Genomic DNA, 25,297 nt, shown 5'->3' on the forward strand with positions numbered 1-25,297 from the left:
GTCGCTCCATGGTGCCCTGCATCACTTAGGTAAACCTAAGATGACCTGCGGGAACGATCATTGATCGATCAAACCGGTGGCGCCGCGCGGGCCCGTCCGGGACACTCCCGGAACATGCCCACACCCCCTCCGACCGGCCCTCTTGTCACACGCGGCACGATCCACGCGGACCTGTGCGAACTGGGCGTCCGCCCCGGTGAGACCCTCCTCGTCCACACCTCGCTGAGCTCGCTCGGCTGGGTCTGCGGAGGGCCGGTCGCGGTCGTCCGGGCGCTGCTCGACGCGCTCGGCCCGGACGGCACGCTGGTGGTGCCCACCCAGACCGGCGAGCTCTCCGACCCGGCCCTGTGGCGCGACCCGGCGGTGCCCCGCGCATGGTGGGAGACCATCCGGGCCACGATGCCCGCTTACGACCCCCTGACCACACCGAGCCGCGGGGTCGGCGTCGTCCCCGAGACCGTCCGCACCTGGCCCGGCGCGCTGCGCAGCGCCCACCCGCAGACGTCGTTCGCGGCCGTCGGCCCCCGCGCGGCCGACATCGTCGGCGGGCACGCCACCGACTGCCGGCTCGGTCCCCGCAGCCCCCTCGCGAAGCTGGAGCGGCTGGGCGCCCGGGTGCTGCTGCTCGGCGCCGGGTACAACGCCTGCACCAGCTTCCACCTCGCCGAGTACCGCACCCCCTCCCCGCTGGTCCGGGTCGGGCGGCCCGCACCGGACGGCTGGGAGGTGGTCACCGAGGTGTCGATCACCTCGGAGCGGTTCGACGAGCTGGGCCACGACTTCGAGCGGGACCGTCCCGTCGTCCGGGGCAAGGCCGGCGCCGCCGACGTACGGCTGTTCCCGGTGGCGGACGCCGTGGCCTACGCGGAGCGCTGGCTGCTCCTGCACCGGCCCCGTGAGGAGGAACTCCTCAACCCGCCGGTCTGAGGGCACGGCCCCCTACCTAGACTCTGGAACCATGCGAAGTGAGCCCGTGGTCCAGGTCCAGGCCCTGGTGAAGCGGTACGGCACGAAGACCGCGGTGAACGGCCTCGACCTGGTGGCCCGGACGGGCGTCACCGCCGTGCTCGGCCCCAACGGGGCGGGCAAGACGACCACCGTCGAGACCTGCGAGGGCTACCGGAAACCGGACGCCGGCACGGTGCGCGTCCTGGGCCTCGACCCGGTGCGCCAGGCCGCCGAGCTGCGGCCCCGCATCGGCGTGATGCTCCAGTCCGGCGGCGTCTACTCCGCGGCGCGGGCCGACGAGATGCTGCGGCACGTCGCCAGGCTGCACGCGAACCCCCTCGACGTCGACGCGCTGATCGAGCGCCTCGGGCTGGGCTCCTGCGGCCGCACCACCTACCGGCGCCTGTCCGGCGGCCAGCAGCAGCGGCTCGCGCTCGCCATGGCCGTCGTCGGCCGGCCCGAGCTGGTGTTCCTGGACGAGCCGACCGCCGGCCTCGACCCGCAGGCCCGCCGCGCCACCTGGGACCTCGTGAAGGACCTGCGCGCCGACGGCGTCTGCGTGATCCTCACCACGCACTACATGGACGAGGCCGAGCAGCTCGCCGACGACGTCGCGATCATCGACGCCGGCCGGGTCGTCGCCCAGGGCGCCCCCGAGGAGCTGTGCCGCGGCGGCGCAGAGAACACCCTGCGCTTCACCGGCCGCCCCGGCCTGGACGTCGGCTCCCTGCTCAAGGCGCTGCCCGCCGACTCCTCGGCCGCCGAGCTGACGCCGGGCTCGTACCGCGTCACCGGCAAGGTCGACCCGCAACTGCTGGCGACGGTCACCTCGTGGTGCGCGCAGCACGGCGTGATGCCGGACCGCATCTCGGTCGAACGGCACACACTGGAAGACGTCTTTCTGGAGCTGACAGGCAAGGAGCTGCGTTCATGACCGGCGCCCGCACCGGGATCGGCCGGGGGTCCGGGGGTCGCCCCCCGGGACAGCACAGCCTGGAGCTGACAGGCAAGGAGCTGCGTTCATGACTGGCGCCCGCACCGGGATCGGCCGGGGGTCCGGGGGTCGCCCCCCGGGACAGCACAGCCTGGAGCTGACAGGCAAGGAGCCGCGTTCATGACCGCCACCGGTACCGGTCAGTACAGCCCTCGCCCCGGGGCCGCCCCGCTCCCCCGGATGATCGCCGCGCAGGCCGCGCTGGAGACGCGGATGCTGCTGCGCAACGGCGAGCAGCTGCTGCTGACCGTCGTGATCCCCACGCTGCTGCTGGTCCTGTTCAGCACCGTCGACATCGTCGACACCGGCTCCGGTGAGGCCGTCGACTTCCTCACGCCCGGTGTCCTGGCGCTCGCCGTGATGTCGACCGCGTTCACGGGGCAGGCCATCGCGACGGGCTTCGAGCGCCGCTACGGCGTGCTGAAGCGGCTGGCGGCCTCGCCCCTGCCCCGCTGGGGCCTGATGACCGCCAAGACGGTGTCCGTGCTGGTCACCGAGGTGCTGCAGATCGTGCTGCTGACGGTGATCGCCTTCGCGCTGGGCTGGTCGCCGCACGGCAACCCGTTCGCCGTGCTGCTGCTCCTGGTGCTGGGCACCGCGGCGTTCTCCGGACTCGGCCTGCTGATGGCGGGCACGCTCAGGGCCGAGGCGACGCTGGCCGCCGCGAACCTGGTGTTCCTGCTGCTGCTCGTCGGCGGCGGCGTGATCGTGCCGCTGGAGAAGTTCCCGTCCGGCGCGCAGGACGTCCTCGGCCTGCTGCCGATCTCGGCGCTCTCCGACGGCCTGCGCGACGTGCTCCAGCACGGGGCGGGCATGCCCTGGGGCAACCTGGCGATCCTGGCGGTGTGGGCGGTCGCGGGGCTGGCCGCCGCCGGCAGGTTCTTCCGCTGGGAGTAGGCCGGGCGCCGGACCGGGACCCTCGTGAAAGCGTGCACAAGCGGGCGGCCTACCATGGTGCGCGTGCCGAACGTGACCCCCGCCGATGCCCTGGCCGCCGTGCGCAACCCGCTCGCCTTCATCGCCGAACGCTGGACCCCGGACCCCCGGACGGTCCGGCGGGCGGCCCTGTCCGCGCTCGTCATGTCGGTGGTCATCGTGGTCACCGGCGGTGCCGTACGGCTGACGGGCTCCGGCCTCGGCTGCCCGACCTGGCCCAAGTGCACCGCGGACTCGCTCACCGCGACCAGCGAGATGGGGCTCCACGGCGCCATCGAGTTCGGCAACCGCATGCTGACGTACGTCCTGTGCGCCGCCGTCGGCTGGGCGATCATCGCAGCGCGCGCCGAGAAGCCCCGGCGCGCGGGTCTGACCCGGCTGGGCTGGGCGCAGTTCTGGATCGTGATGAGCAACGCGGTGCTCGGCGGCATCGTGGTGCTCGTCGGCCTGAACCCGTACACGGTCGCGGCGCACTTCGTGGCGACGTCGGCGCTGATCGCGGTCGCCACGGTGATGTGGCAGCGCACCCGGGAGGGCGACACGCCGCCGCGCCCGCTGGTCGGCGGGTCCGTCCAGCAGCTCGTGTGGGTGCTGGTCGGCGTGACGGTGCTGCTGATCCTGGTCGGCACGGTCGTCACCGGCGCGGGTCCGCACGCGGGCGACTCCAGCGAGGTCGAGCGGATGCCGGTCGATTGGGAGACGGTGACCAAGCTGCACGCCGTGCTGGCGTGGATCGTGGTGACGCTGACGTTCGCGCTGTGGTTCGTGCTGAAGGCGGTCGACGCGCCGCGCGGGCCGCTGGGCCGCACGCGTGACCTGTTTTTGGTGCTGCTCGCGCAGGGCGCCATCGGATACGTGCAGTACTTCACCGACCTTCCCGAGCTGCTGGTCGGCCTGCACATGCTCGGTTCCGCGGTGACGTGGATCGCGGTGCTGCGGGTGCTGCTGTCGCTGCGCGAGCGTCCGGCGGTCAGCGCCGAGCTGCCGGACCCGGCGCCCGAGGCGACCCTGACGACCACCGCCTGAGCGGCCCGCGGCCGGACCCGAAGCGCCCCGCCCTACGACCGGTCCAGCCCGTACACCCGCCGCGCGTTCCCCGACGCGATCATGCCGGCGACCCGTTCCGCGTCGGCCAGGGACCACGCGCCGTCGGCGACCCAGGTGCCCAGGACGCGTCCCAGGGCCTCGCGGAACAGGCGGGCGCCCACCACGTGCAGCTCGGGCAGCCCGTGCGCGCCGCTGGAGAAGAGGATCTTGCCGAACGGGGCCAGTTCCAGGATCTCCGCGAGGACGGTCGCGGCCCGCGCCCCGGTGCGCACCAGCGCGGCGCCCGAGTCGGCGTAGACGTGCGGGAACACCTCGGCGAGATGGGCGGCGTGGCGGTGGTACGGATAGCCGTGCAGCAGCACCAGGTCGGTGCCGAGCCCGGCCGTCGCCCGGACGAAGTCGGTGAGCAGCACCGGGTCGGTGCGGTCGATCCTGAGGCCGGGTTCGCCGAGCCCCGCGTGCAGCTGAAGGGGCCGCCCGGAGGCGACCGCGATCCACAGCAGGTGGCGCAGCAGCACCGGGTCGCTCAGCTCGCCGCCGACCTGCCGGGCGGCCAGCCAGCGCGCGGCGGCGCCCCGCACCTCCCCGGGCCCCGGCGGCTCCGGCGCGACCGCGAGGCCGTGCCGTACGCCCGCGAGGGACGTGAAGGCGACGGCGTGCGCCGCGGCGCCGTGCACCGACTCGGCGAGGTTGGCGAGGAAGGACTCGACGGTGCCGGAGGTGTCGGCGACCTGCTCGGCCAGCTGCTCCAGGCGCACGATCTCGTGGGCCTCGGCGGCGCCCGCCGAGGCCATCTCGTCGGGCCCGGTGAGGTCGCCGGGCAGGCCGGTGTCGACGAGGTAGGTGGTGATGCCGCTGCCGCGCAGCAGCCGGCGGCCCGCCTCCAGCACGCCGAGTTCCCGGCGCCGGGCCAGATAGCGGGCGGGCGGGCAGTGCGGCTCCAGGCCGAGCAGCGGCGGGCACCAGCGGCGCACCGCGAACCCGGTCTGGGTGTCGAACAGGGTGGTGCCCGGCGCGGGAGGTCCCTCGGTGCGGGCCAGCCGGGCCTCGAAGGTGCCCAGGCCCAGCTCCGTCCGCACCACGCCGTGGCAGTACTGGTCCACCAGGGACGGCGTTTCGATCATCCGGACTCCCGTGACTGGACCGCGCCGCGAACGGCTTCCTACGGTCCTAACGGGTGAACCGGGTCTCAGGTGTTGCGCGGACCGCCCACCTGAATGCCCGCCATGCGGGACCACTCGTACGGTCCGGTCTTCACCTTGGCCGCGAACTCGCCGTCGAACGCCTCGTGGACGGTGATGCCGGCCTTCTCGACGGCCTTCTCGACGGCCCCGGTGGGCGCCACGATGTCGCCCCAGGCGCCGTCCTCGCCGACGAGCACGATCCGGGAGCCGCGCTCCCCGAGGTAGGCCACCTGGCCCTCGGCGCCGCCGTGCGCCTTGGCGAAGGCCTCGATGCGCTTGGCCAGCTTGGCCACCCGGCGCTGCTCCTTGGCGTCCTGCCGCACGCCGTTGCCCTCGTCAACCTGCTTGGTGTCTGCCATGGCCAGGATGCTACCCACGGGTAGACCAAACGGCGACGGGCGGGGTGCGTGGCCTTGACCACGCACCCCGCCCGGTACGGAGGGGTTCCCCGGATCAGCGCAGGAAGGGGTCCACCGCGATCGCCAGGAAGACGATCGACACGTAGGTGATGGACCAGTGGAACAGCCGCATCTCCTTCAGCTTGGCGCCGGTCGCCTCGGCCTTGGCGCGGTTCTGCAGCCCGTGCGCCTCCCACAGCCAGAAACCGCCGGCCAGCAGGGCGACCACCGTGTAGAACCAGCCGGTGTAGCCGAGCGGCGTCAGCAGCAGCGACACGCCGACCATGACCCAGCTGTAGAGGACGATCTGGCGGGCGACGACCTTGTTGGAGGCGACGACCGGGAGCATCGGCACGCCCACGCGCGCGTAGTCGTCCCTGACCTTCATGGACAGCGGCCAGTAGTGCGGCGGCGTCCAGAAGAACATGACCAGGAAGAGGACGACCGGCGCCCACGACATGGAGTTCGTGACGGACGACCAGCCGATCAGCACCGGCATGCAGCCCGCGATGCCGCCCCAGACGATGTTCTGCGAGGTGCGGCGCTTGAGGATCATCGTGTAGACGACGACGTAGAACAGCAGGGCGCCGAGGGCGAGCCAGGCCGACAGCCAGTTGACGGTGAGGCCGAACAGCAGGGTGGAGGCGACCGCGAGGACGATGCCGAAGACGAGGGCCTCGGCGGGGCTGACCATGCCGGTGACGATCGGGCGCTGGGAGGTGCGGTCCATGAGCGCGTCGATGTCGCGGTCGATGTACATGTTCAGCGCGTTGGCGCCGCCCGCGGAGAGGTAGCCGCCGAGGCAGGTGAGCAGCACGAGCCCCAGGTCGGGCACGCCCTGCTGCGCCAGGAACATCACCGGGACCGTGGTGATGAGCAGCAGCTCGATGATCCGCGGCTTGGTGAGAGCCACGAACCCCTTGACACGGGCCCCGAACGGCCGGTGGGCCGGGCTATGACTCGTCCCGATTGCACCGTCCCCCAGAGCCTTGAGGGCCTGGGGGGTGCCCCCAGGACGGGATTCGACGGCCGTCACGCACACCCCTACAGAGACATCCCAGCAAGCCTCGCCGTGTGAAGTCGCGGTAAAGGCTCGCGCGTACCACGCCACTGTAGACGTTGCCCATACCCGGACCTTCGCGGGGGTCGGTCGTGTTGGCGGGCCCGGCCCGCGGAGGGTGGGGACGACCGGCCGGGGGGCACCTCCGACGGGCGTTCAAAAGCTCGATTGAGCACTCGTTTGACCAGCTCCGTATTCAGATGTCGAACACCGAACGGGCCTGGTCGAAAGGCACGTGACAAAGAGGACCGGCAGTCTGGAACGGGCCGGAAAATCGGACGCATTTCGGAGGTAGGCTCGGCTGCGGCCGGCCGAAGTCCTGCGTTACGCCGGCAGCCGGTGGGCGTCACGCGCACCGGCATCCGACATGTGGAGAGGAGCCCTGACTCAGGGTGAGCACCAAGCCGACCACCACAGACCTCGACTGGACCGAGCTGGACCAGCGGGCCGTCGACACCGCGCGCGTCCTGGCCGCCGATGCCGTACAGAAGGTCGGCAACGGCCATCCCGGTACGGCGATGAGCCTGGCGCCCGCCGCCTACACCCTCTTCCAGAAGGTGATGCGGCACGACCCGGCGGACGCCGACTGGGTCGGACGTGACCGCTTCGTGCTGTCCGCCGGCCACTCGTCCCTGACCCTCTACACCCAGCTGTACCTGGCCGGTTTCGGTCTGGAGCTGGACGACCTGAAGGCCTTCAGGACCTGGGGTTCGAAGACCCCGGGCCACCCGGAGTACGGCCACACCACGGGCGTGGAGACGACCACCGGCCCGCTGGGCCAGGGTGTCGCCAACGCGGTCGGCATGGCGATGGCCGCGCGCTACGAGCGCGGTCTGTTCGACCCGGAGGCGGCCGAGGGCACCTCCCCGTTCGACCACTTCGTCTACTGCATCGCCGGTGACGGCTGCCTCCAGGAGGGCATCTCCGCCGAGGCGTCCTCGCTGGCCGGGCACCAGAAGCTCGGCAACCTGATCCTGCTGTGGGACGACAACCACATCTCGATCGAGGGCGACACCGAGACGGCCGTCTCCGAGGACACGGTCAAGCGCTACGAGGCCTACGGGTGGCACGTGCAGCGCGTCGAGCCGCAGGAGAACGGCGACCTGGACCCGGCGGCGATCTACGCCGCGATCCAGGAGGCCAAGGCGGTCACCGACCGGCCGTCGTTCATCGCGATGCGCTCGATCATCGCCTGGCCCGCCCCGAACGCGCAGAACACCGAGGCCGCGCACGGCTCGGCGCTCGGCGACGACGAGGTCGCCGCCACCAAGCGCGTCCTGGGCTTCGACCCGGAGCAGACCTTCGAGGTCTCCGACGAGGTCATCGCCCACACCCGCAAGGCGCTGGAGCGCGGCCGGGAGGCGAAGGCCGAGTGGGAGAAGTCGTTCCAGGAGTGGCGCAGCGCCAACCCGGAGCGGGCCGCCGAGTTCGACCGCGTCGCCGCGGGTGAGCTGCCCAAGGGCTGGGAGGACAAGCTCCCGGTCTTCGAGGCGGGCAAGGCGGTCGCCACGCGTGCCGCGTCCGGCAAGGTCCTGCAGGCGCTCGGCGCGGTGATCCCGGAGCTGTGGGGCGGCTCGGCCGACCTCGCGGGCTCCAACAACACCACCATCGACAAGACCAGCTCCTTCCTCCCGGCGGGCAACCCGCTGCCGGAGGCGAACCCCTACGGGCGCACGATCCACTTCGGCATCCGTGAGCACGCGATGGCCGCGGAGATGAACGGCATCGCGCTGCACGGCAACACGCGCATTTACGGCGGCACCTTCCTGGTGTTCTCCGACTACATGCGCAACGCCGTGCGCCTGTCCGCGCTGATGCACCTGCCGGTGACGTACGTGTGGACGCACGACTCCATCGGCCTCGGCGAGGACGGCCCGACCCACCAGCCGGTCGAGCACCTGGCCTCGCTGCGCGCCATCCCCGGCCTGAACGTCGTGCGCCCGGCCGACGCCAACGAGACCGCCGTCGCCTGGCGGGAGATCCTGCGCCGCTGGACGAAGGAGTTCGGCAAGGGCACCCCGCACGGCCTGGCGCTGACCCGGCAGGGCGTGCCGACGTACGAGACGAACGAGGACGCGGCCAAGGGCGGCTACGTGCTGTTCGACTCCGAGGGCGGCGAGCCCGAGGTGATCCTGATCGCCACCGGTTCCGAGGTGCACGTCGCCGTGGAGGCGCGCGAGCAGCTCCAGGCCTCGGGTGTGCCGACGCGCGTGGTGTCGATGCCGTCCGTGGAGTGGTTCGAGGAGCAGGACCAGGGGTACCGGGACAGCGTCCTGCCGCCGTCCGTGAAGGCCCGTGTCGCGGTGGAGGCCGGTATCGGTCTCACGTGGCACAAGTACGTGGGAGACGCCGGCCGCATCGTCTCCCTGGAGCACTTCGGTGCGTCCGCCGACGGCAAGGTGCTCTTCCGCGAGTTCGGTTTCACCGCCGAGAACGTGGCCGCCGTCGCGCGGGAATCGATCGCCGCGGCCCGGCGCTGACGCTCACATACGACACGTAGGAGATGGAATTTCCATGACAGACGCACTCAAGCGCCTTTCCGAGGAAGGCGTCGCGATCTGGCTGGACGACCTGTCGCGCAAGCGGATCACGTCCGGCAACCTGGCCGAGCTGATCGACCAGCAGCACGTCGTGGGCGTCACCACCAACCCCTCGATCTTCCAGAAGGCGATCTCCGAGGGCCACGGCTACGACCAGCAGCTCGCCGACCTCGCCGCCCGCAGGGTCACGGTCGAAGAGGCCATTCGCATGATCACGACGGCGGACGTCCGTGACGCCGCCGACATCCTGCGCCCGGTGTTCGACGCCACCGGCGGCCAGGACGGCCGGGTCTCCATCGAGGTCGACCCGCGCCTCGCCCACAACACGCGGGCGACGGTCGCCGAGGCCAAGCAGCTGGCGTGGCTGGTGGACCGGCCGAACACCCTCATCAAGATCCCGGCCACCGAAGCGGGCATCCCGGCGATCACCGAGGTGATCGGCAACGGCATCAGCGTCAACGTCACGCTGATCTTCTCCCTGGAGCGCTACCGCAAGGTCATGGACGCCTACCTCGCCGGCCTGGAGAAGGCCAAGGAGCGCGGCCTGGACCTGTCGAAGATCCACTCCGTGGCGTCCTTCTTCGTGTCCCGCGTGGACACCGAGATCGACAAGCGGCTCGACGCGCTCGGCACCGACGCCGCCAAGGCGCTGCGCGGCAAGGCCGCCCTCGCCAACGCGCGGCTGGCCTACCAGGCGTACGAGGAGGTCTTCTCCTCCGAGCGCTGGTCGGCGCTGGAGAACGCGGGCGCGAACCGGCAGCGTCCGCTGTGGGCGTCCACGGGCGTGAAGGACCCGGCGTACCAGGACACCATGTACGTCACCGAGCTGGTGGCGCCGAACACGGTGAACACCATGCCGGAGGCGACCCTGGAGGCCACCGACGACCACGGTGAGATCACCGGCAACACCGTCGCCGGCACCTACGAGCAGGCCCGCGCCGATCTCGACGCGGTCGAGCGGCTCGGCATCTCGTACGACGAGGTCGTGGAGCTGCTGGAGAAGGAGGGCGTCGAGAAGTTCGAGGCGTCCTGGAACGACCTGCTGAAGTCGACCGAGGCCGAGCTGCAGCGCCTCGCGCCTTCGGAGGGCTGAGACCTTGCCCCCCGTTTCCGGTTCCGGAGCGAATCCGCTTCGTGACCCCGCGGACCGACGGCTCCCGCGTATCGCGGGGCCGTCGGGCCTGGTCATCTTCGGCGTCACGGGCGATCTGTCCCGCAAGAAGCTCATGCCCGCGGTGTACGACCTCGCCAACCGGGGTCTGCTGCCGCCGGGCTTCTCCCTCGTCGGTTTCGCGCGCCGCGAGTGGCAGCACGAGGACTTCGCGCAGGTGGTCCACGACGCCGTCAAGGAACACGCCCGCACGCCCTTCCGCGAGGAGGTCTGGCAGCAGCTCATCCAGGGCATGCGCTTCGTGCAGGGCACGTTCGACGACGACGAGGCCTTCGAGCGGCTGCGCGGCACGATCGACGAGCTGGACAAGGCGCAGGGCACGGGCGGCAACTTCGCCTTCTACCTGTCGGTGCCGCCGCGGTCGTTCCCGGTGGTCATCCAGCAGCTGAAGAAGCACGGTCTCGCCGACCAGACGGGCGGCTCCTGGCGGCGCGCGGTCATCGAGAAGCCGTTCGGGCACGACCTGAAGTCGGCCGAGGAGCTCAACAAGGTCGTCCACGAGGTCTTCGCCCCGGACCAGGTCTTCCGCATCGACCACTACCTGGGCAAGGAGACCGTCCAGAACATCCTGGCGCTGCGGTTCGCCAACACGATGTTCGAGCCGATCTGGAACCGGTCCTTCGTGGACCACGTGCAGATCACCATGGCCGAGGACATCGGCATCGGCGGCCGGGCCGGCTACTACGACGGCATCGGCGCCGCCCGCGACGTCATCCAGAACCACCTGCTCCAGCTGCTCGCGCTGACCGCGATGGAGGAGCCCGCCTCCTTCGACGCGGACGCGCTGGCCGCGGAGAAGACCAAGGTCCTCGGCGCCGTGCGGCTGCCCAAGGACCTGGGGCGCGACACCGTGCGCGGCCAGTACACGGCCGGCTGGCAGGGTGGCGCGAAGGCGGTCGGCTATCTCGACGAGGAGGGCATCGACCCGGCGTCGAAGACCGACACGTACGCCGCGATCAAGGTCGGGATCGACAACCGCCGCTGGGCGGGCGTCCCCTTCTACCTGCGCACCGGCAAGCGGCTCGGCCGGCGCGTCACGGAGATCGCGGTCGTCTTCCAGCGCGCGCCGCACTCCCCCTTCGACACGACGGCCACCGAGGAGCTCGGGCAGAACGCGATCGTGATCCGCGTCCAGCCGGACGAGGGCGTCACGGTCCGCTTCGGTTCCAAGGTGCCGGGCACGTCGATGGAGATCCGGGACGTGTCCATGGACTTCGCCTACGGCGAGTCGTTCACGGAGTCCAGCCCGGAGGCGTACGAGCGGCTGATCCTGGACGTGCTGCTCGGCGACTCCAACCTCTTCCCGCGCACCGAGGAGGTCGAGCTGTCCTGGAAGATCCTCGACCCGATCGAGGAGTACTGGGACACCAACGGCAAGCCCGCCCAGTACCCGGCCGGTACCTGGGGACCCGTCGAGGCGGACGAAATGCTCGAGCGAGACGGACGGAGCTGGCGCCGGCCATGAAGATAGACCTCACGGACACCACGGCCAGCAAGATCAACAAGGCACTGGTGCAGGGCCGCCGCGCCATCGGCACGCCGGCCGTCGGCATGGTGCTCACGCTGGTCATCGTGACGGACGAGGAGAACGCGTACGACGCGCTGAGGGCCGCGAACGAGGCGTCCCGCGAGCATCCCTCGCGCACCCTCGTGGTCATCAAGCGCGTCTCGCGCACCCCGCGCGACCGCACGCAGTCCCGGCTGGACGCCGAGGTGCGGGTGGGCGCGGACGCGGGCACCGGTGAGACGGTCGTGCTGCGGCTGTACGGCGACGTGGTCGGGCACGCCCAGTCGGTGGTGCTGCCGCTGCTGCTGCCGGACGCCCCGGTGGTGGTCTGGTGGCCGGTGAACGCCCCGCTGGACCCGGCCGACGATCCGCTCGGCGCCCTGGCGCAGCGCCGGGTCACCGACAGCTACGCCTCCGAGCAGCCGGTGCGGGAGCTGGCGGCCCGCGCCGAGTCGTACACGCCCGGCGACACCGACCTGTCGTGGACCCGCATCACGCCGTGGCGCTCGATGCTGGCGGCGGCCCTCGACCAGGTCGTCTGCGAGGTGCGGGGCGTCGAGGTGGAGGGCGAGGAGTTCAACCCGAGCTGCGAGCTGCTGGCGATGTGGCTCGCGGACCGGCTGGACGTGCCCGTGAAGCGCTCGCTGTCGGACGGGCCGGGGCTGACCGCGGTCCGGATGGACACCGACTGCGGGGCGATCGTGCTGGACCGGGCGGACGGTTCCCTGGCGACGCTGTCCATCGAGGGCCAGCCGGCCCGCGCGGTGGCGCTGAAGCGGCGGGAGACGGCCGAGCTGATCGCGGAGGAGCTGCGGCGGCTCGACCCGGACGACACGTACGCCTCCGCGCTGCGCTACGGCGTGGACCGGCTGAACGCGGCGGCCGCGGCGGCCGACGGGGCCGACGGGGCCGACGGGGCCGGGGACGCCGGCAACGCCCAGGTGACCGACGACGTCCCCGTGGCGGTCGAGGAGCCCGTCGAGTCGGCGGCGAAGGCGCCCGCCAGGCGTGCGGCGAAGAAGGCACCCGTGAAGAAGGCGGCGGCGAAATGAGTAGGGCACCGCAGCTGGTCGTGCACCACGACAAGGAGCTGATGGCGCAGGCCGCGGCGGCCCGGCTGATCACGAAGATCGTGGACGCGCAGGCCTCGCGGGGTTCGGCGTCCGTGGTGCTGACGGGCGGCCGCAACGGCAACGGCCTGCTGGCGGCGCTGTCCGCGGCGCCCGCCCGGGACGCGGTCGACTGGACGCGGCTCGACCTGTGGTGGGGCGACGAGCGGTTCCTGCCGGAGGGCGATCCGGAGCGCAACGTCACGCAGGCCCGCGCGGCGCTGCTCGACTCGGTGCCGCTGGACCCGAAGCGGGTGCACGCGATGCCGGCGTCGGACGGCCCGTACGGCTCGGACGTGGACGCGGCGGCCGCCGGCTACGCGCAGGAGCTGGCCCGTGCGGCCGGTCCCGAGAACCATGGCGCGGTGCCGACGTTCGATGTGCTGATGCTGGGCGTCGGCCCGGACACGCACGTGGCGTCGCTGTTCCCGGAGCTCCCGGCGGTCCGGGAGACGGAGCGGACGGTGGTCGGTGTGCACGGCGCGCCGAAGCCGCCGCCGACCCGGGTGACGCTCACGCTTCCGGCGATCCGCGCGGCCCGCGAGGTGTGGCTGCTGGCCGCCGGGGAGGACAAGGCGGAGGCCGCGGCGATCGCCCTGTCGGACGCCGGTGAGATCCAGGCCCCGGCGGCGGGCGCGTACGGCCGCAGCCGCACCCTGTGGCTGCTGGACGCGGCGGCGGCCTCGCAGCTGCCGAGGGCGCTGTACCCGCCGGCGACGGCCTGAGGCGAGGACGACGAAAAGCCGGCCCTCCCGCTTTCCGCCGAAAGCGGGAGGGCCGGCGCTCGTGGGGCGGGCGTTACTTGACCGATCCGGCCATGACGCCCTGCACGAAGTGCCGCTGGAAGGCGAAGAACACCACCAGGGGCACGATCAGGGAGAGGAACGCGCCGGGGGCGAGCACGTCCACGTTGCTGCCGAACTGGCGGATCTGCGACTGCAGTTCGACGGTCAGCGGCTGCGAGGAGCTGTTCGCGAACAGCAGCGCGACCAGCATGTCGTTCCACACCCACAGGAACTGGAAGATGGCCAGCGAGGCGATCGCGGGGCGGCCCACCGGCAGCACCAGCTGGATGAAGATCCGCCACTCGCTGCCGCCGTCCATGCGGGCGGCCTCCAGCATCTCCTTGGGTATCTCGGCGAAGTAGTTCCGCAGCAGGAACACCGCGAACGGCAGCCCGTAGGCGACGTGGAACAGCACCACGCCCGGGATCGTGCCGAACAGGCCGAGCTCGCCGAAGAGTTTGGCCACCGGCAGCAGACCGATCTGCACCGGGACCACCAGCAGGGCGACCACCAGCAGGAAGACCGCGTCGCGGCCGGGGAAGTCCAGCCAGGCGAAGGCGTATCCGGCGAGCGCCGCGATGACGACGACCAGGACGGTCGTCGGCACCGAGATCAGCACGGTGTTCCAGAAGGACTGCGTGATGCCCGAGTTCTCCAGCAGCGCCGAGTAGTTGTCGAAGGACAGCTGCCCGGGGCTGGTGAACACCGTCCACCAGCCGCCCGTCGCGGTCTCCTCCGCGGAGCGCATCGACGACAGGAACAGTCCGGCCAGCGGCGTCAGCCAGACCAGGCCGATCAGGACGAGGAAAGCCTGTACGACGGCGCTGCTCAGCCCACGGCGGATCACGTTCATCGCCGAGTTCATCGCTGACTCCTTCGGAAGCGCCGGACGTTGAACACCATGGCGGGCACCACCAGCAGCAGAAGCAGCACACCCAGCGCACTGCCGAGGCCCTGGTTGTTGCCCCCGCCGAACGACACGAGCCACATCTGTGTCGCGAGGACGGTGGCGTCCTCCTGCACGGGTCCGGGCGCGATGATGTAGACCAGGTCGAAGACCTTCATGACGTTGATCACGAGCGTCACAAAGACGACCGTAAGCACGGGGGCGAGGAGCGGTACGGTGATGCGCCGGAAGATTTGCCACTCGTTGGCTCCGTCCATACGTGCCGCCTCGAGCGCGTCCCGGGGCAGCGTGGCGAGGCCCGCACCGATCAGTACCATCGCGAAGCCGGTCCAGATCCACAGGTACGCCCCGATGATCGCCGGGGTGACGAGTGTCGGCCCGAGCCAGGAGATGCCGTCGTACGGGGGTGCGAAGTTCTTCGCGGGCAGCTTCACCTCGTAGGAGCCGTCCGCCAGACCCGTGAAGCGGAAGGAGCCGTCCGATCCGGTCGTCGTGGTCGCGACCGTTCTGCCGTCGCGCACCGCCTCGACCTTCATCTCGGGCAGGCCGCTCTCGCGCTGGTCGACGCGGCCCTGCTCCCCTCCTCCACCGGGCGTGAAGTCCAGGTAGACCACACCGCTCAGCTCGTCCGCGCCGGCCTTGCGGGCGGCGGCCTCGTGGGCCGGCTCCGCACCGCCGGGCAGGTCGTCCGGCAGGACGCCGACCAGGCCCAGGTGGACCGTGTCGCCGGGCGACACGGCTGCCCCGGTGCGGTACGAGCCGTCCTTGTCCTTGACGATGCCCTGGCCCTCGCGGGCGCGGGCGGTCGGGTAGGACGCGGCGTCCTCGAAGGCGTCGTGGACCGAGACCATGGCGGCGTTGAGCACGCCCTTGTCCGGGTCCTCCTCGTAGGCGAGCCGGAAGATGATGCCGGCGGCCAGGAAGGACACCGCCATCGGCAGGAACATCAGCAGCTTGAAGGCGGTCGCCCAGCGCACCTTCTCCACCAGCACGGCCAGGATCAGGCCGAGGCCGGTCAGCAGGGCCGGCGCCACCACCACCCAGATCGTGGTGTTCCGGATGGCCTTGAGCGTCGCCGGGTCCTGGAACATCTCGGTGTAGTTCTCGGCGCCGACGAAGTTGTTGCCGGAGGCGTCGAAGAAGCTCCGCCCGACCGAGAACAGCACCGGGTAGACGACCAGGGCACCCAGCAGGAGGACCGCGGGGAACACGAACAGCAGGGCGATGATCCGTCCACGGCGCCGCCGTTGGCGGGGCCCCGGCGCGGGGCCGGCCGCGGTGGGCGGCCCCGCTTCTTTCACCAAGGTGGCGGTCATGGCAGGTCAGCTCCCGTACGCCTTGGCCGCGGCCTTCTCCAGCTCGGCCGCGGTGGCCTTCGGGTTGGACGGGTCGCGCAGGAAGTCCTGGAGGATCTTCCACTCGCCGGTGCCCTTGGTGCCGCCGAACGCCGCCGGGGCCTGGTCCGACATGTCGAAGCGGACGGCGTCGGCGTTGCCGGCGTCCACGAGGGACTTGGCGGTGGCGCGGGTCACGTCGTCGCCGTAGGAGGCGAGGTCGAGGTTCTTGTTCGGGGAGATGTACCCGCCGATCCCGGCCCACACGGCGGAGGCCTCGGGGGTGGTCAGGTACTCCAGGAGCGCCATGCCGGCCTCGCTGTTCTTTCCGTCCTTCAGGACGACGGCCGCGTCGCCGCCGCTGACGACCGGGGCGTCACCGGAGCCGACGGGCGGGAACGGGAAGAAGTTGGCGTCCTCGCCGATCTTCTTGCCGAACTGGTCCTTGGCCACGCCCGCGACGAAGTCGCCCTCGTAGACCATGCCGGCCTCGGGCTCGGGGCCGAAGACCTTCTCGACCGAGCCGGGGAAGTCGGTGTTCAGGGCGCCCTTCTGACCGCCGGCGATGAGCTGCTTGTCCTTGAACAGCTTGCCGAGCGTGGTGAGGGCGTCGACGACGCTCTGGTCGGTCCACTTCAGCTTGTGGGCGGCGAGCGCGTCGTACTTCTCCGCGCCGGCCTGGGAGAGGTAGACGTTCTCGAACCAGTCGGTGAGCGTCCAGCCGTCCTGGCCGGCGACCGCGAAGGCGGAGAGACCGGAGTCGGAGACGGTCCGGCCGGCCTTGAGCATCTCGTCGTAGGTCTTCGGCGTCTCGACGCCGGCCTGCGCGAGGGCGTCGGGGCTGTACCAGACGGTCGACTTGTGGGCGGCCTTGAAGTAGAGGCCGTAGAGCTTGCCGTCGACGCTGCCGTAGTTCTTCCACACGGGCGCGAAGTTCTCGTCCACGGCCGTCTGCGCCTTCGCGGAAAGCGGCTTGAGCCAGCCGTTCTTGGCGAACTGCTGGAGCACGCCGACCTGCGGGACCATCACGACGTCGGGCGCGTCGCCGCCCTCGATCTTGCTGCCGACGACGGTGGAGACGTTGTCGCCGGTCGGCACGAACCGCGTCTTGGCGCCGGTCTTCTCGGTGAAGGCGTCGAGCACCTTCTGGAAGTTCTTCTGCTCGGTGCCGGACCAGACGCCGGCCACGGTGACGGTCTGGCCGCTGAGGGCCTTGTCGCCGCCGCCGGCGGAGACGTCGTCGTCACCGCCGCAGGCGGTCGAGCCGAACGCGAGGGCTATGGCGGTGCAACTCGCCAGGAGGGTGGTACGTCGTCGCATCATCGTTGATGTCCCTTCGTGGATGGGGGTTGACGCAAGTTCCGGGGGCTCAGTGGTCGGTGAGCCACCAGGCGGCCGTTGAGCCGGGGAGGACCCCTGCCGGGCAGGGGCCGCTGGCAAGCAGTGGGGCACCGGGAACCGGGGCCGGGATGTCGGCCGTTGTGAAGTTCACCGCGCAGACGAGGCCGTCGCCGCGGTCGAAGGCCAGCACGCCGGGCTCGCTCTCCAGCCAGTGCAGCGTGCCCTCGCCCAACTGGGGCAGGGCGGACCGCAGTTGCAGGCCGTCGCGGTAGAGGTGCCAGAAGGAGCGGGTGTCGTCGAGCGCCCGGTCGGTGGTGTACATGGCGAAGTACTCGGGCTGCGGCAGCCACGGCTTGGCGCTCTCCGCCCCGGAGGTGAAGCCGAACGGGGAGGCCTGCCCGGACCAGGGCAGCGGCACCCGGCAGCCGTCGCGTATCCGGGCGCGGCTGCCGGTGCGCCGGAAGATCGGGTCGGTGAGGACGTCGTCGGGCAGGTCGACGACCTCGGGCAGGCCCAGTTCCTCGCCCTGGTAGATGTACGCGGCGCCGGGCAGCGCCAGCATCAGCAGCGCGGCGGCGCGGGCGCGGGCGGCGCCTAGGCCGCTGCCCTGCGGGGTGGGTTCGCCGTAGCGGGTGACGGTGCGGACCTGGTCGTGGTTGTTGAGGACCCAGGTGACCGTTGAGCCGGTGCCCGCGATGTCCTCCATGGCCTCGGAGATGACCTTGCGGAAGGCGTCGGCCTCCCAGGGCGCGCTGAGCAGGTCGAAGAAGAACGCCTGGTGGAGCTCGTCCGGGCGGACGTACTTGGCGTGTTCGCGGGCGCTGGGGACGGACACCTCGCCGACGAGCAGGCGGTCGTGGCCGTCGCGGGCTGTGTACTCCTCGCAGATGGCCCGCCAGTGGCGCCACACGTCGTGCACCTCGGGCTGGTTCCAGGCGAGCGGGTTGACCGAGTCCCGGGTGCGCGCGTCGGCCTCCGGGTCGTCGGAGTCCGGCAGTTCGGGGTGCTTGTAGAGGCCGGCGGCGACGTCGATGCGGAAGCCGTCGACGCCCCGGTCGAGCCAGAACCGCAGGATGCGCTCGAACTCGGCGGGGATCTCGGGGTTGCGCCAGCTCCAGTCCGGCTGTTCCGGCGTGAACATGTGCAGGTACCACTGGCCGGGCCGGCCGTCCGCCTCGGTGACGCGGGACCAGGCCGGGCCGCCGAACATGGCGTGCCAGTTGTTGGGCGGCTCGCTGCCGTCCGGGCCGCGGCCGTCGGCGAAGTGGAAGCGGGCGCGGGCCGGGCTGCCGGGCGGGGAGGCGAGGGCCTCGCGGAACCAGGGGTGCTCGCTGGAGCAGTGGTTGGGGACGATGTCGAGCAGCACCCGGATGCCGAGCCGGCGGGCCGTCGCCATCAGGCGGTCGAACTCGTCGAGGTCGCCGAAGACGGGGTCGACACCGCAGTAGTCGGCGACGTCGTACCCGTGGTCGTGCTGCGGCGAGGGGTAGAAGGGGCTCAGCCAGATCCCGTCCACGCCCAGCTTCTTGAGGTAGGGCAGTCCTGCCCGGACGCCGGCGAGATCGCCGATGCCGTCACCGGTGCTGTCCAGGAAGCTGCGGACGTACACCTGGTAGATCACTGCGTCACGCCACCAGCGGTGGGTGTCGATGCGCTTGAGACTCACCCCGTCGACCTGTCTGTGCGTGCCTGTCATGCCTGACGTTATGCATGCATGTTAAGTAGCGGTGACGAGAGGGTGTCAATGAACGTGCGGATGCTACCGGCCAGTTGACCAGCCGATATCCGGCCACATTCGGGCATCCTGCACTGAGTTGAGATGTACGCGTTACCTAACAGGTAAGTACCGGCAGGCTACCGAGAGACCGCGGACAGCTCACGCGCGAGCCGTCGCACCGCGGCCTCGGGCGTGCCGCGTCCGGTCAGCGCGTCGTGCACGACCGCCTGCACCACCAGGGACACCTGGTCGTACCGCGCGCTCTTGGGGCGCGGCGCTGCCGCGAGCACGCTCTGGCGCAGCGTCGGCAGATACGGGAACGCGGCGATCAGCTCGGGGTCCTGGTAGAGGTCGGCCCGCACGGGCGGCAGCGCGCCCTTCGTGAGGACCTGGCGCTGGACGCGTTCGCTGGTGAGGTACGCCATGAGCCGCGCCGCCGAGTCGGGGTGCCGCGCGCGGGAGCTGACGGCGAGGTTGGAGCCGCCGAGCACACTGGTGCCCGGCCCGTGGGGCCCCGGCAGCGGCACGGCACCGACCTTGCCGGCGACCCGGGAGCCCGGGGCGGAGGCGCCCACGTAGGCGTAGGGCCAGTTCCGCAGGAAGAGCAGCCGGCCGTCCTGGAAGGCCTGCTTGGACTCCTCCTCCTTGTACGTCAGCGCCCGGCGCGGGATCCAGCCCTCCCGGACGCCGCGCGCGAGGAAGCCGATGCCCTCGCGGGCCGCCTGCGAGTCGACGGTGACCCGCTCGCCCTCGTCGCCGAGGATCGTGCCGCCCGCCGAGTACACGGCCTCGGCCGCGTTGACGGTCAGGCCCTCGTAGGGCAGCAACTGGCCCGCGTAGCCGTCGAGTCCGTACTTCGGGGCGATCGTCTTCGCCGCCCGTTCCAGTTCGGCCCAGGTGCGCGGCGGGGGCACGCCCTCCTTCGCGAGGACGTCCTTGCGGTAGAGCAGCAGCCCCGCGTTGGTCACGTACGGCACGGCGTACAGCTTGCCGTCATAGGTGGCCGTGTCGACCACCGGTTGCAGGAAGGTGTCGAGCGGAAAACGGTCGCGCGGCAGCGGGCGGATCCACCCGGCCGCCGCGAACTCGGAAGTCCAGTTGACATCGATGTTGAGGACGTCGAACCGGCTGCGCTCACCGCCGCCCCGCAGATCGGTGGCCATCTGCGCGCGGGTCTCGTCGGCGGAGTCCGGCAGCTCGACCAGGGTGACCTTCTCGCCGGGATGCGTGCGGTTCCAGCCCTCCAGCAGCGGTCCGAGGTATCCGGTGAGGTCCCCTGCGGTGGCCAGGGTGAGCGGTCCGCGTCCGTCGCCGGAGCCGGTGTCGGCCCGCGCCCCGGAGGCGACGTAGCCGGTCAGGAGCACCGCGACGGCGAGGAGGCACCTACCGGCGGCATGCGTCCACCGCATAGGTTCCTCCCTGAGCACCGGCACCGGGCCTCTTCGCCCGCGGTCCACGGCCATGTATACCTGTTAGGTAATGGGCGATACTAGGGCCTGGAGCACATTCCGAGGACAGGAGGACAGCACGAGTGCGTCTGCCCCTCCTGGCACTCCTCGCGCGCGGTCCGGCTCACGGGTACGAGCTGAAACAGGACCTTGAGCTCCTGCTGGGCTCCGCGTACCCTCAGCCGAACGTCGGCCAGATCTACGTGACCCTCGGCCGCCTCGAGAAGTCCGGACTGATCGAGGGCGAGGACGTCCAGCAGTCCAGCCGGCCCAACAAGAAGGTCTACCACCTCACCGACGCCGGGCGCGAGGCGCTGCGCGCCTGGTTCGAGGAGCCCGAGGACGAGCCGCGGGTGCGGGACGAGTTCTTCATGAAGCTCGCGCTCGCCCCGCAGACCGGCCTCGCCGACCAGATCGCCCTCATCAACCAACAGCGGCGCCAGTACCTCAACACCATGCGCAGTCTGTCCAAGCTGGCCGCCGCCGAAGACCGGGAGAACCGCATCGCGCAGCTCCTCATCGAGGGCGCGATGCTGCACCTGCAGGCCGATCTCGACTGGCTGGAGCGGTGCCAGGAAGAGCTGGAGGAGCTGGAGTGAGCGACGGTTCCGCTCCCGTGCTGCGCGCCGAGGGCCTGGTCAAGACCCACCACGGCGAGGGCGCGCCCGCCCACGCCGTGCGCGGGGTCGACCTGAGCGTGCGGGCGGGCGAGTTCGTGGCCATCACCGGCCCGTCCGGCGCGGGCAAGTCGACGCTGCTGCATCTGCTCGGCGGCCTGCAGCGCCCCGACGCCGGCAGCATCTGGCTGGACGGCGAGCGCGCGGACGGCTACAGCGAGGCGCGCTGGGCCGTGGAGCGCAGGAAGCGCATCGGGATCGTCTTCCAGTTCTTCAACCTCGTCTCCAACCTGTCGGTCGCCGACAACGTGGAGCTGCCCGCGCTGCTCGCCGGTGTCCCGCCGAAGCAGGCACGCGCCGAGCGGGAGCGGCTGCTGGCCGAGCTGGGCCTCGCCGGCAAGGAGCGCGGCATGCCCGGCGAGCTGTCCGGCGGTGAGCAGCAGCGCGTCGCGCTGGCCCGGGCGCTGGTCAACCATCCTCCGCTGCTGCTGGCCGACGAGCCCGCGGGCAGCCTGGACAGCAAGGGCACCCGTGAGGTGATGCGGCTGCTGTCCCGCTTCCACCAGCGTGGCCAGACGATCCTGCTGGTCACCCACGACGCCCGGCTGGCGAGCGCCGCCGACCGGGTCATCAGCTTCTTCGACGGCCGGATCGCCGACGACGCCGTACTGGACGGCAGGCCCTCGCGCGGCGCCGGCATATCCGGGGTGCTGGAGCTCAGGGACTGATGCGGGGGGCACGACTGATGCCGTACGACTGCCGTGCCGCGCACGGGCCGGGACGGCCCCGCGGCGGAGACCACCACCTGCTCCGGGACTGCCGCGCCACGCGCGGGCCGGGAGGCTGAGCCCGTGCGAGCCACCCTGCGCTGGGCGCACTCCGATCTGCGCACACACCGCGGCGAAGCACTGTTCCTGGTGCTCGCCACCGCCGGCATCGTCGCCTCGCTGCTGCTGGCCACGGCACTGTTCGGGTACGCGACCAACCCCTGGCAGCGGGTCTTCACGCAGGCCCGCGGCGCGCACGTGTGGCTGCACACCGCCGTCTCCGCCGACCCGGCCGCCCTGGCCGCGCTGGACGGCGTCGACTCCGTCGCCGGCCCCTACCCCACCGAGTCCACCGCCGTCACCGCCCGCGGCACCCGCGCCTCCGTCGAGCTGCGCGGCACGCCCGAGCTGCCGGAGGTCGGCCGCCCACTGCTCACCGCCGGGCGCTGGCTCGACCCGGCGACCCCCGACGGGGTGGTCCTGGAGACCCGCGTGGCCCGCGCGCTGCTGGCCGAGCCCGGCGACACGGTCACCGTGCCCGGCTCGGCCCGCACCCTGACCGTGCTCGGCGTCGCCGACAGCGCCGAGCGGCGCTACCGGCCGGGCGAGCGGCCCGGCCTCGTGTGGACCCAGCCGTCCGCCGTGCCCGACCCGACCGGCCAGGCGATCGGGCTGCGCCTGACCGACCCGCAGGACACCGACTACGCCGTGCAGCGCGCGGTGACCGTGCTGGGCGCCGGCGCGATCGGCGAGGTCAGCACGTGGAAACAGGCGCGGGCCGAGGCGCAGGGCGACAACCGGCTGCTGGGGCAGGTGCTCGGGCTGTTCGGGCTCGGCGCGCTGGTCGCCGCCGGGCTCGCGGTGCACGGGGCGATCGGCACCCGCATCCGGGGCCATCTGCGGGACATCTCGGTGCTGAAGGCGATCGGCTTCACGCCCGGCCAGGTGGTCCGGGTCTTCCTGCTCCAGCACATCGCCTACGCGCTGCTGGGCGCCGTGTCCGCCGCCGCGCTCGCCGAGGCGCTGGGCAGCCGCATCCCGGGGCGGCTCGGGGACGCGGTCGGCGTGTGGCAGGGGCTGCCCGGCCACACCCTGGCGCTCGGTGTGGTGCCGGTGGGCGCGGTGCTGTTCATCGGCGCGACGACCGGGCTCGCGGCCTGGCGGGCGGGCCGGGTTCCGCCGGTGCCGCTGCCGAGGCCCGCCGCTCCGTCGGGCGGACGCCTGCCCAGGGCGGCGCGCCGGGCGCTGGGCATGCGGGTGCCGCCTGCTCTCGTGCTGGGCTGGCACAAGGCGTTCTCGCGCCGCCCGCGGTCGCTCGGCACGGTCGCGCGGCTCGCGCTGCCGCTGCTGCTGATCGTGGTGGCGATGAGCGCCTGGACCACCATCGAGCGCTTCCACGACGACCCCGAGCGCATCGGCATGCCCGCCGCGCTCACCGTCCGCGCGGACGCCCGGCTGGGCGACCGGGACACCCGCGCCCTGCTGGAGCGCGATCCGCAGGTCGCCGCCGCCCACCCCGGCGTGGAGGTGGCCGCGCTGGTGCCGGGCCAGACCGCCACGATCGCGCTGCGCGGCCTCGGCACCCGCGCGGAGCCGTACCCCTACCCGCTCGCCGAGGGGCGTGCCGCGCACGGTCCCGACGAGGCCGTCGCCGGGCAGGGCCTGCTCGACCTGCTGGACGTGCGCGTCGGCGACTGGGTGCGGATGATGGTGGGCGACCAGCCGCAGATCCTGCACATCGTGGGCCGCAGCATCGAACCGGAGAACGCCGGCCGGGTCATCTCCACCTCGCTCGACACCCTGCGCGAGAACGACCCGGAGCTCCGCCCCACCCTGTACCAGGTCCGGCTCGAACCGGGCGCCGACCCGGACACGGTGGCCGCCCGGCTCACCTCGGCGGGCAACGGGAACCTGGACGTGCACACCGTGCCGAACCCGGTCGACGGGCTGTCCCCGCTGCGGGGCGTGGTCGTCGGGGTGATCGGCGTGCTCGCCCTCATCGGGCTCATCGAACTGCTGACCGCGATCGGCGGCACGGTCCGCGAGAGCGAGCGCGATCTGCTGGCGCTGAAGGCCATCGGCCTCACCCCGCGTCAGATCACCGCGATCACCGTCACCGCGACCGGCTGCACCGCCCTCTTCGCCGTGCTCGTCGCCACGGCCCTGGGGCTGCCGCTCGCGCACTGGCTGATCGACTCCCAGGGCAGTTCGAGCGGCATCGGTGCCGGGATCGCGCAGTTCCCGTCCGGGGTGCTTCTGCTGCTGTTCGCGGCGGCGGCGGTGCTGGGCGCCGTGGCCCTCGCCGCCTTCCCGGCGGCACGCGCCGCCCGCCGCCGCCTGGCGGACACGCTCAGCGCCGTGGCGTGAAGCCGTTCGGGCCGGGCGGCGGCGCGTAGGGGTTCCCTCTGCCGGGCGCGTGGGGGTTTCCGCCGCCGGGCGCGTAGGGGTTTCCGCCGCCGGATGCGTACGGGCTCGGGGCGCCGGGCGCGTACGGGTTCGGGGCGCCCGGTGGGTACGACGGGTGCCCACCCTGCGGCGCGTGCGGAGGGCCGTACGGCTGCCCGTACGGATTGCCCCGCGGGGCCTGCGGTGGCACCCGGCCCGGTGCCGGGCCGCCCGGCGGGTACGAGGGCGGAGCCGGGGGCATCGGAGGCGTGTGGGGCATCAGGGGCAGGGTGGCCGGGTGGGCGCCCAGCCGGATGCCGTAGCGGTCCCTGAGCCGTTTCGCCTCCAGCAGGGCGATGCCCGTGACGGTGACCGGCGCGCCGAGGATGAAGAAGACGCCCATGGCCAGGCCAAGGCCGTGCAGGTCGCCCGTCACGAGGTCCGGCAGGGCCATCAGCCACGTCGTGACGGTGGCCAGCAGCGGGGGCAGACAGCGGTGCACGCCCGCGGTCCCGAAGAAGTTCCCGGAGACGTGCACGCCGCCGCGGATCACGACGGCGCTGAGCCAGATCGCCACCGGGCAGAGCACCAGTACCAACAGCCCGGTGGCAGCCGCCGCCCGCCACACCAGCACCGTCCCGACGACCGTGCCGACGAACGCCAGCAGCAGCTTCAGCGAGTTGAGCAGCGGCTGCCTCAGCGCCCGCACCGGCCCGCCGCGCCGCCACACGTACACCATCACGCCGACCGTCAGCGGGGTGATGAACAGCAGCACGGCGGACGCCGTCAGCATGTTCTCGAGCACCTCACTGAAGGCGAAGCCGCCCTCGACGAACGTGTAGACGCCGACCGCCGCGACGGTCCCGGCGATCAGCCGCGCGCGCTTGAGCCGCTCCACCGCCGGGTCCAGCGCGGGCGGGATCCACGCCGGGTGGAACACGGCCCGCGCCAGATGCTTCGGTTTGAGCGCCTCCCGCCCCCGGAGCGTGCCGCCCGTCCAACTCCCTTGCCCTCCTGCCATGTTGACATCCCCCGAGCCATGGCTTCCATGATCGCCGGGGAGTCTACGGGAAGTGGCCGGCAGCGCGCCGCCCACTTCCCG

General features: G+C 72.0%; 21 protein-coding genes. 12 read left to right on the plus strand and 9 right to left on the minus strand.

The annotated features are described in order from the left end of the window. The first annotated feature begins 114 nt into the window (after positions 1–114). The 4 genes from QC282_RS00770 to QC282_RS00785 all read left to right on the plus strand — a co-directional run bounded on the left by QC282_RS00770 (position 115) and on the right by QC282_RS00785 (position 3,904). The gene (locus QC282_RS00770) at positions 115–927 is read left to right on the plus strand and encodes an AAC(3) family N-acetyltransferase (RefSeq protein WP_279547153.1); all 813 of its coding nucleotides are present in this window, start codon (positions 115–117) and stop codon (positions 925–927) included. 31 nt (positions 928–958) lie between these two features. After that, positions 959–1,882, plus strand: coding sequence for an ABC transporter ATP-binding protein (locus QC282_RS00775; RefSeq protein ID WP_279547154.1), 924 nt, complete (start codon positions 959–961; stop codon positions 1,880–1,882). A gap of 180 nt (positions 1,883–2,062) precedes the next feature. After that, positions 2,063–2,839 carry an ABC transporter permease gene (locus tag QC282_RS00780; protein WP_279547155.1) on the plus strand — a complete coding sequence of 259 codons (777 nt, stop codon included), beginning with the start codon at positions 2,063–2,065 and terminating at the stop codon, positions 2,837–2,839. 54 nt (positions 2,840–2,893) lie between these two features. Beyond that, positions 2,894–3,904, plus strand: coding sequence for a heme A synthase (locus QC282_RS00785; protein ID WP_279547156.1), 1,011 nt, complete (start codon positions 2,894–2,896; stop codon positions 3,902–3,904). A gap of 32 nt (positions 3,905–3,936) precedes the next feature. Here the strand turns inward: QC282_RS00785 and QC282_RS00790 are convergent, their stop codons facing one another. The 3 genes from QC282_RS00790 to QC282_RS00800 all read right to left on the minus strand — a co-directional run bounded on the left by QC282_RS00790 (position 3,937) and on the right by QC282_RS00800 (position 6,492). Beyond that, on the minus strand, positions 3,937–5,049 hold the full coding sequence (locus tag QC282_RS00790) for an amidohydrolase family protein (RefSeq protein ID WP_279547157.1): 1,113 nt from the start codon (positions 5,047–5,049) through the stop codon (positions 3,937–3,939). 65 nt (positions 5,050–5,114) lie between these two features. Then, entirely contained in the window at positions 5,115–5,468 is a 354-nt protein-coding gene (locus QC282_RS00795) for a hypothetical protein (RefSeq protein ID WP_279547158.1), read from the minus strand. A gap of 94 nt (positions 5,469–5,562) precedes the next feature. Then, complete coding sequence (locus QC282_RS00800; RefSeq protein WP_279547332.1) at positions 5,563–6,492, minus strand: heme o synthase; 930 nt, start codon at positions 6,490–6,492, stop codon at positions 5,563–5,565. Positions 6,493–6,959: 467 nt separating this feature from the next. Between QC282_RS00800 and tkt the strand changes: the two genes are divergently transcribed. From tkt to pgl, 5 genes are read left to right on the plus strand one after another with little or no spacing between them, the layout of a single operon-like run. Beyond that, positions 6,960–9,047: a transketolase gene (gene tkt / locus QC282_RS00805; protein ID WP_279547159.1), complete on the plus strand. Its 2,088-nt coding sequence runs from the start codon at positions 6,960–6,962 to the stop codon at positions 9,045–9,047. A gap of 34 nt (positions 9,048–9,081) precedes the next feature. Next, positions 9,082–10,200, plus strand: a complete 1,119-nt coding sequence (gene tal, locus QC282_RS00810) for a transaldolase (protein ID WP_279547160.1) — start codon at positions 9,082–9,084, stop codon at positions 10,198–10,200. 4 nt (positions 10,201–10,204) lie between these two features. Further along, complete coding sequence (zwf, locus tag QC282_RS00815; protein WP_279547161.1) at positions 10,205–11,743, plus strand: glucose-6-phosphate dehydrogenase; 1,539 nt, start codon at positions 10,205–10,207, stop codon at positions 11,741–11,743. Further along, positions 11,740–12,837: a glucose-6-phosphate dehydrogenase assembly protein OpcA gene (gene opcA / locus QC282_RS00820; protein WP_279547162.1), complete on the plus strand. Its 1,098-nt coding sequence runs from the start codon at positions 11,740–11,742 to the stop codon at positions 12,835–12,837. The genes zwf and opcA overlap by 4 nt, the downstream gene beginning before the upstream one ends. Further along, the gene (gene pgl / locus QC282_RS00825) at positions 12,834–13,619 is read left to right on the plus strand and encodes a 6-phosphogluconolactonase (RefSeq protein WP_279547163.1); all 786 of its coding nucleotides are present in this window, start codon (positions 12,834–12,836) and stop codon (positions 13,617–13,619) included. The genes opcA and pgl overlap by 4 nt, the downstream gene beginning before the upstream one ends. A 73-nt stretch (positions 13,620–13,692) precedes the next feature. Here the strand turns inward: pgl and QC282_RS00830 are convergent, their stop codons facing one another. The 5 genes from QC282_RS00830 to QC282_RS00850 form a co-directional block, all read right to left on the minus strand. Beyond that, positions 13,693–14,532, minus strand: coding sequence for a carbohydrate ABC transporter permease (locus QC282_RS00830; protein WP_279547333.1), 840 nt, complete (start codon positions 14,530–14,532; stop codon positions 13,693–13,695). An 8-nt stretch (positions 14,533–14,540) separates the two neighbouring features. After that, positions 14,541–15,902 carry an ABC transporter permease subunit gene (locus tag QC282_RS00835; protein WP_279547164.1) on the minus strand — a complete coding sequence of 454 codons (1,362 nt, stop codon included), beginning with the start codon at positions 15,900–15,902 and terminating at the stop codon, positions 14,541–14,543. Positions 15,903–15,908: 6 nt separating this feature from the next. Beyond that, positions 15,909–17,243: an ABC transporter substrate-binding protein gene (locus QC282_RS00840; RefSeq protein ID WP_279547165.1), complete on the minus strand. Its 1,335-nt coding sequence runs from the start codon at positions 17,241–17,243 to the stop codon at positions 15,909–15,911. Between the two features lie 46 nt (positions 17,244–17,289). Further along, positions 17,290–18,957, minus strand: a complete 1,668-nt coding sequence (locus QC282_RS00845; RefSeq protein ID WP_279547166.1) for a glycoside hydrolase family 13 protein — start codon at positions 18,955–18,957, stop codon at positions 17,290–17,292. Positions 18,958–19,115: 158 nt separating this feature from the next. Continuing rightward, positions 19,116–20,387: an ABC transporter substrate-binding protein gene (locus QC282_RS00850; protein ID WP_279547167.1), complete on the minus strand. Its 1,272-nt coding sequence runs from the start codon at positions 20,385–20,387 to the stop codon at positions 19,116–19,118. 122 nt (positions 20,388–20,509) lie between these two features. Between QC282_RS00850 and QC282_RS00855 the strand changes: the two genes are divergently transcribed. The 3 genes from QC282_RS00855 (at position 20,510) to QC282_RS00865 (ending at position 24,177) form a co-directional block, all read left to right on the plus strand. Next, entirely contained in the window at positions 20,510–21,025 is a 516-nt protein-coding gene (locus tag QC282_RS00855; RefSeq protein WP_279547168.1) for a PadR family transcriptional regulator, read from the plus strand. Next, positions 21,022–21,771, plus strand: a complete 750-nt coding sequence (locus QC282_RS00860) for an ABC transporter ATP-binding protein (protein ID WP_279547169.1) — start codon at positions 21,022–21,024, stop codon at positions 21,769–21,771. The genes QC282_RS00855 and QC282_RS00860 overlap by 4 nt, the downstream gene beginning before the upstream one ends. Before the next feature lie 123 nt (positions 21,772–21,894). Beyond that, the gene (locus QC282_RS00865) at positions 21,895–24,177 is read left to right on the plus strand and encodes an ABC transporter permease (RefSeq protein ID WP_279547170.1); all 2,283 of its coding nucleotides are present in this window, start codon (positions 21,895–21,897) and stop codon (positions 24,175–24,177) included. Here QC282_RS00865 and QC282_RS00870 read toward each other — a convergent pair. Continuing rightward, positions 24,161–25,216, minus strand: a complete 1,056-nt coding sequence (locus QC282_RS00870) for a hypothetical protein (RefSeq protein WP_279547171.1) — start codon at positions 25,214–25,216, stop codon at positions 24,161–24,163. The two genes, QC282_RS00865 and QC282_RS00870, sit on opposite strands and share 17 nt — an antisense overlap. Between the last annotated feature and the right edge of the window lie 81 nt (positions 25,217–25,297).

Source organism: Streptomyces sp. DH24, assembly GCF_029813775.1.
In the GTDB taxonomy this organism is placed as follows: Bacteria; Actinomycetota; Actinomycetes; order Streptomycetales; family Streptomycetaceae; genus Streptomyces.

Coding starts and splice junctions, on each gene's coding strand:
- QC282_RS00840 (WP_279547165.1), bottom strand. CDS start 17,243: ATGATGCGACGACGTACCACCCTCCTGGCGAGTTGCACCGCCATAGCC.
- QC282_RS00770 (WP_279547153.1), top strand. CDS start 115: ATGCCCACACCCCCTCCGACCGGCCCTCTTGTCACACGCGGCACGATC.
- QC282_RS00850 (WP_279547167.1), bottom strand. CDS start 20,387: ATGCGGTGGACGCATGCCGCCGGTAGGTGCCTCCTCGCCGTCGCGGTG.
- QC282_RS00795 (WP_279547158.1), bottom strand. CDS start 5,468: ATGGCAGACACCAAGCAGGTTGACGAGGGCAACGGCGTGCGGCAGGAC.
- QC282_RS00780 (WP_279547155.1), top strand. CDS start 2,063: ATGACCGCCACCGGTACCGGTCAGTACAGCCCTCGCCCCGGGGCCGCC.
- opcA (WP_279547162.1), top strand. CDS start 11,740: ATGAAGATAGACCTCACGGACACCACGGCCAGCAAGATCAACAAGGCA.
- tal (WP_279547160.1), top strand. CDS start 9,082: ATGACAGACGCACTCAAGCGCCTTTCCGAGGAAGGCGTCGCGATCTGG.
- QC282_RS00775 (WP_279547154.1), top strand. CDS start 959: ATGCGAAGTGAGCCCGTGGTCCAGGTCCAGGCCCTGGTGAAGCGGTAC.
- QC282_RS00785 (WP_279547156.1), top strand. CDS start 2,894: ATGGTGCGCGTGCCGAACGTGACCCCCGCCGATGCCCTGGCCGCCGTG.
- QC282_RS00845 (WP_279547166.1), bottom strand. CDS start 18,957: ATGACAGGCACGCACAGACAGGTCGACGGGGTGAGTCTCAAGCGCATC.
- QC282_RS00790 (WP_279547157.1), bottom strand. CDS start 5,049: ATGATCGAAACGCCGTCCCTGGTGGACCAGTACTGCCACGGCGTGGTG.
- QC282_RS00835 (WP_279547164.1), bottom strand. CDS start 15,902: ATGACCGCCACCTTGGTGAAAGAAGCGGGGCCGCCCACCGCGGCCGGC.
- pgl (WP_279547163.1), top strand. CDS start 12,834: ATGAGTAGGGCACCGCAGCTGGTCGTGCACCACGACAAGGAGCTGATG.
- QC282_RS00830 (WP_279547333.1), bottom strand. CDS start 14,532: ATGAACGTGATCCGCCGTGGGCTGAGCAGCGCCGTCGTACAGGCTTTC.
- QC282_RS00870 (WP_279547171.1), bottom strand. CDS start 25,216: ATGGCAGGAGGGCAAGGGAGTTGGACGGGCGGCACGCTCCGGGGGCGG.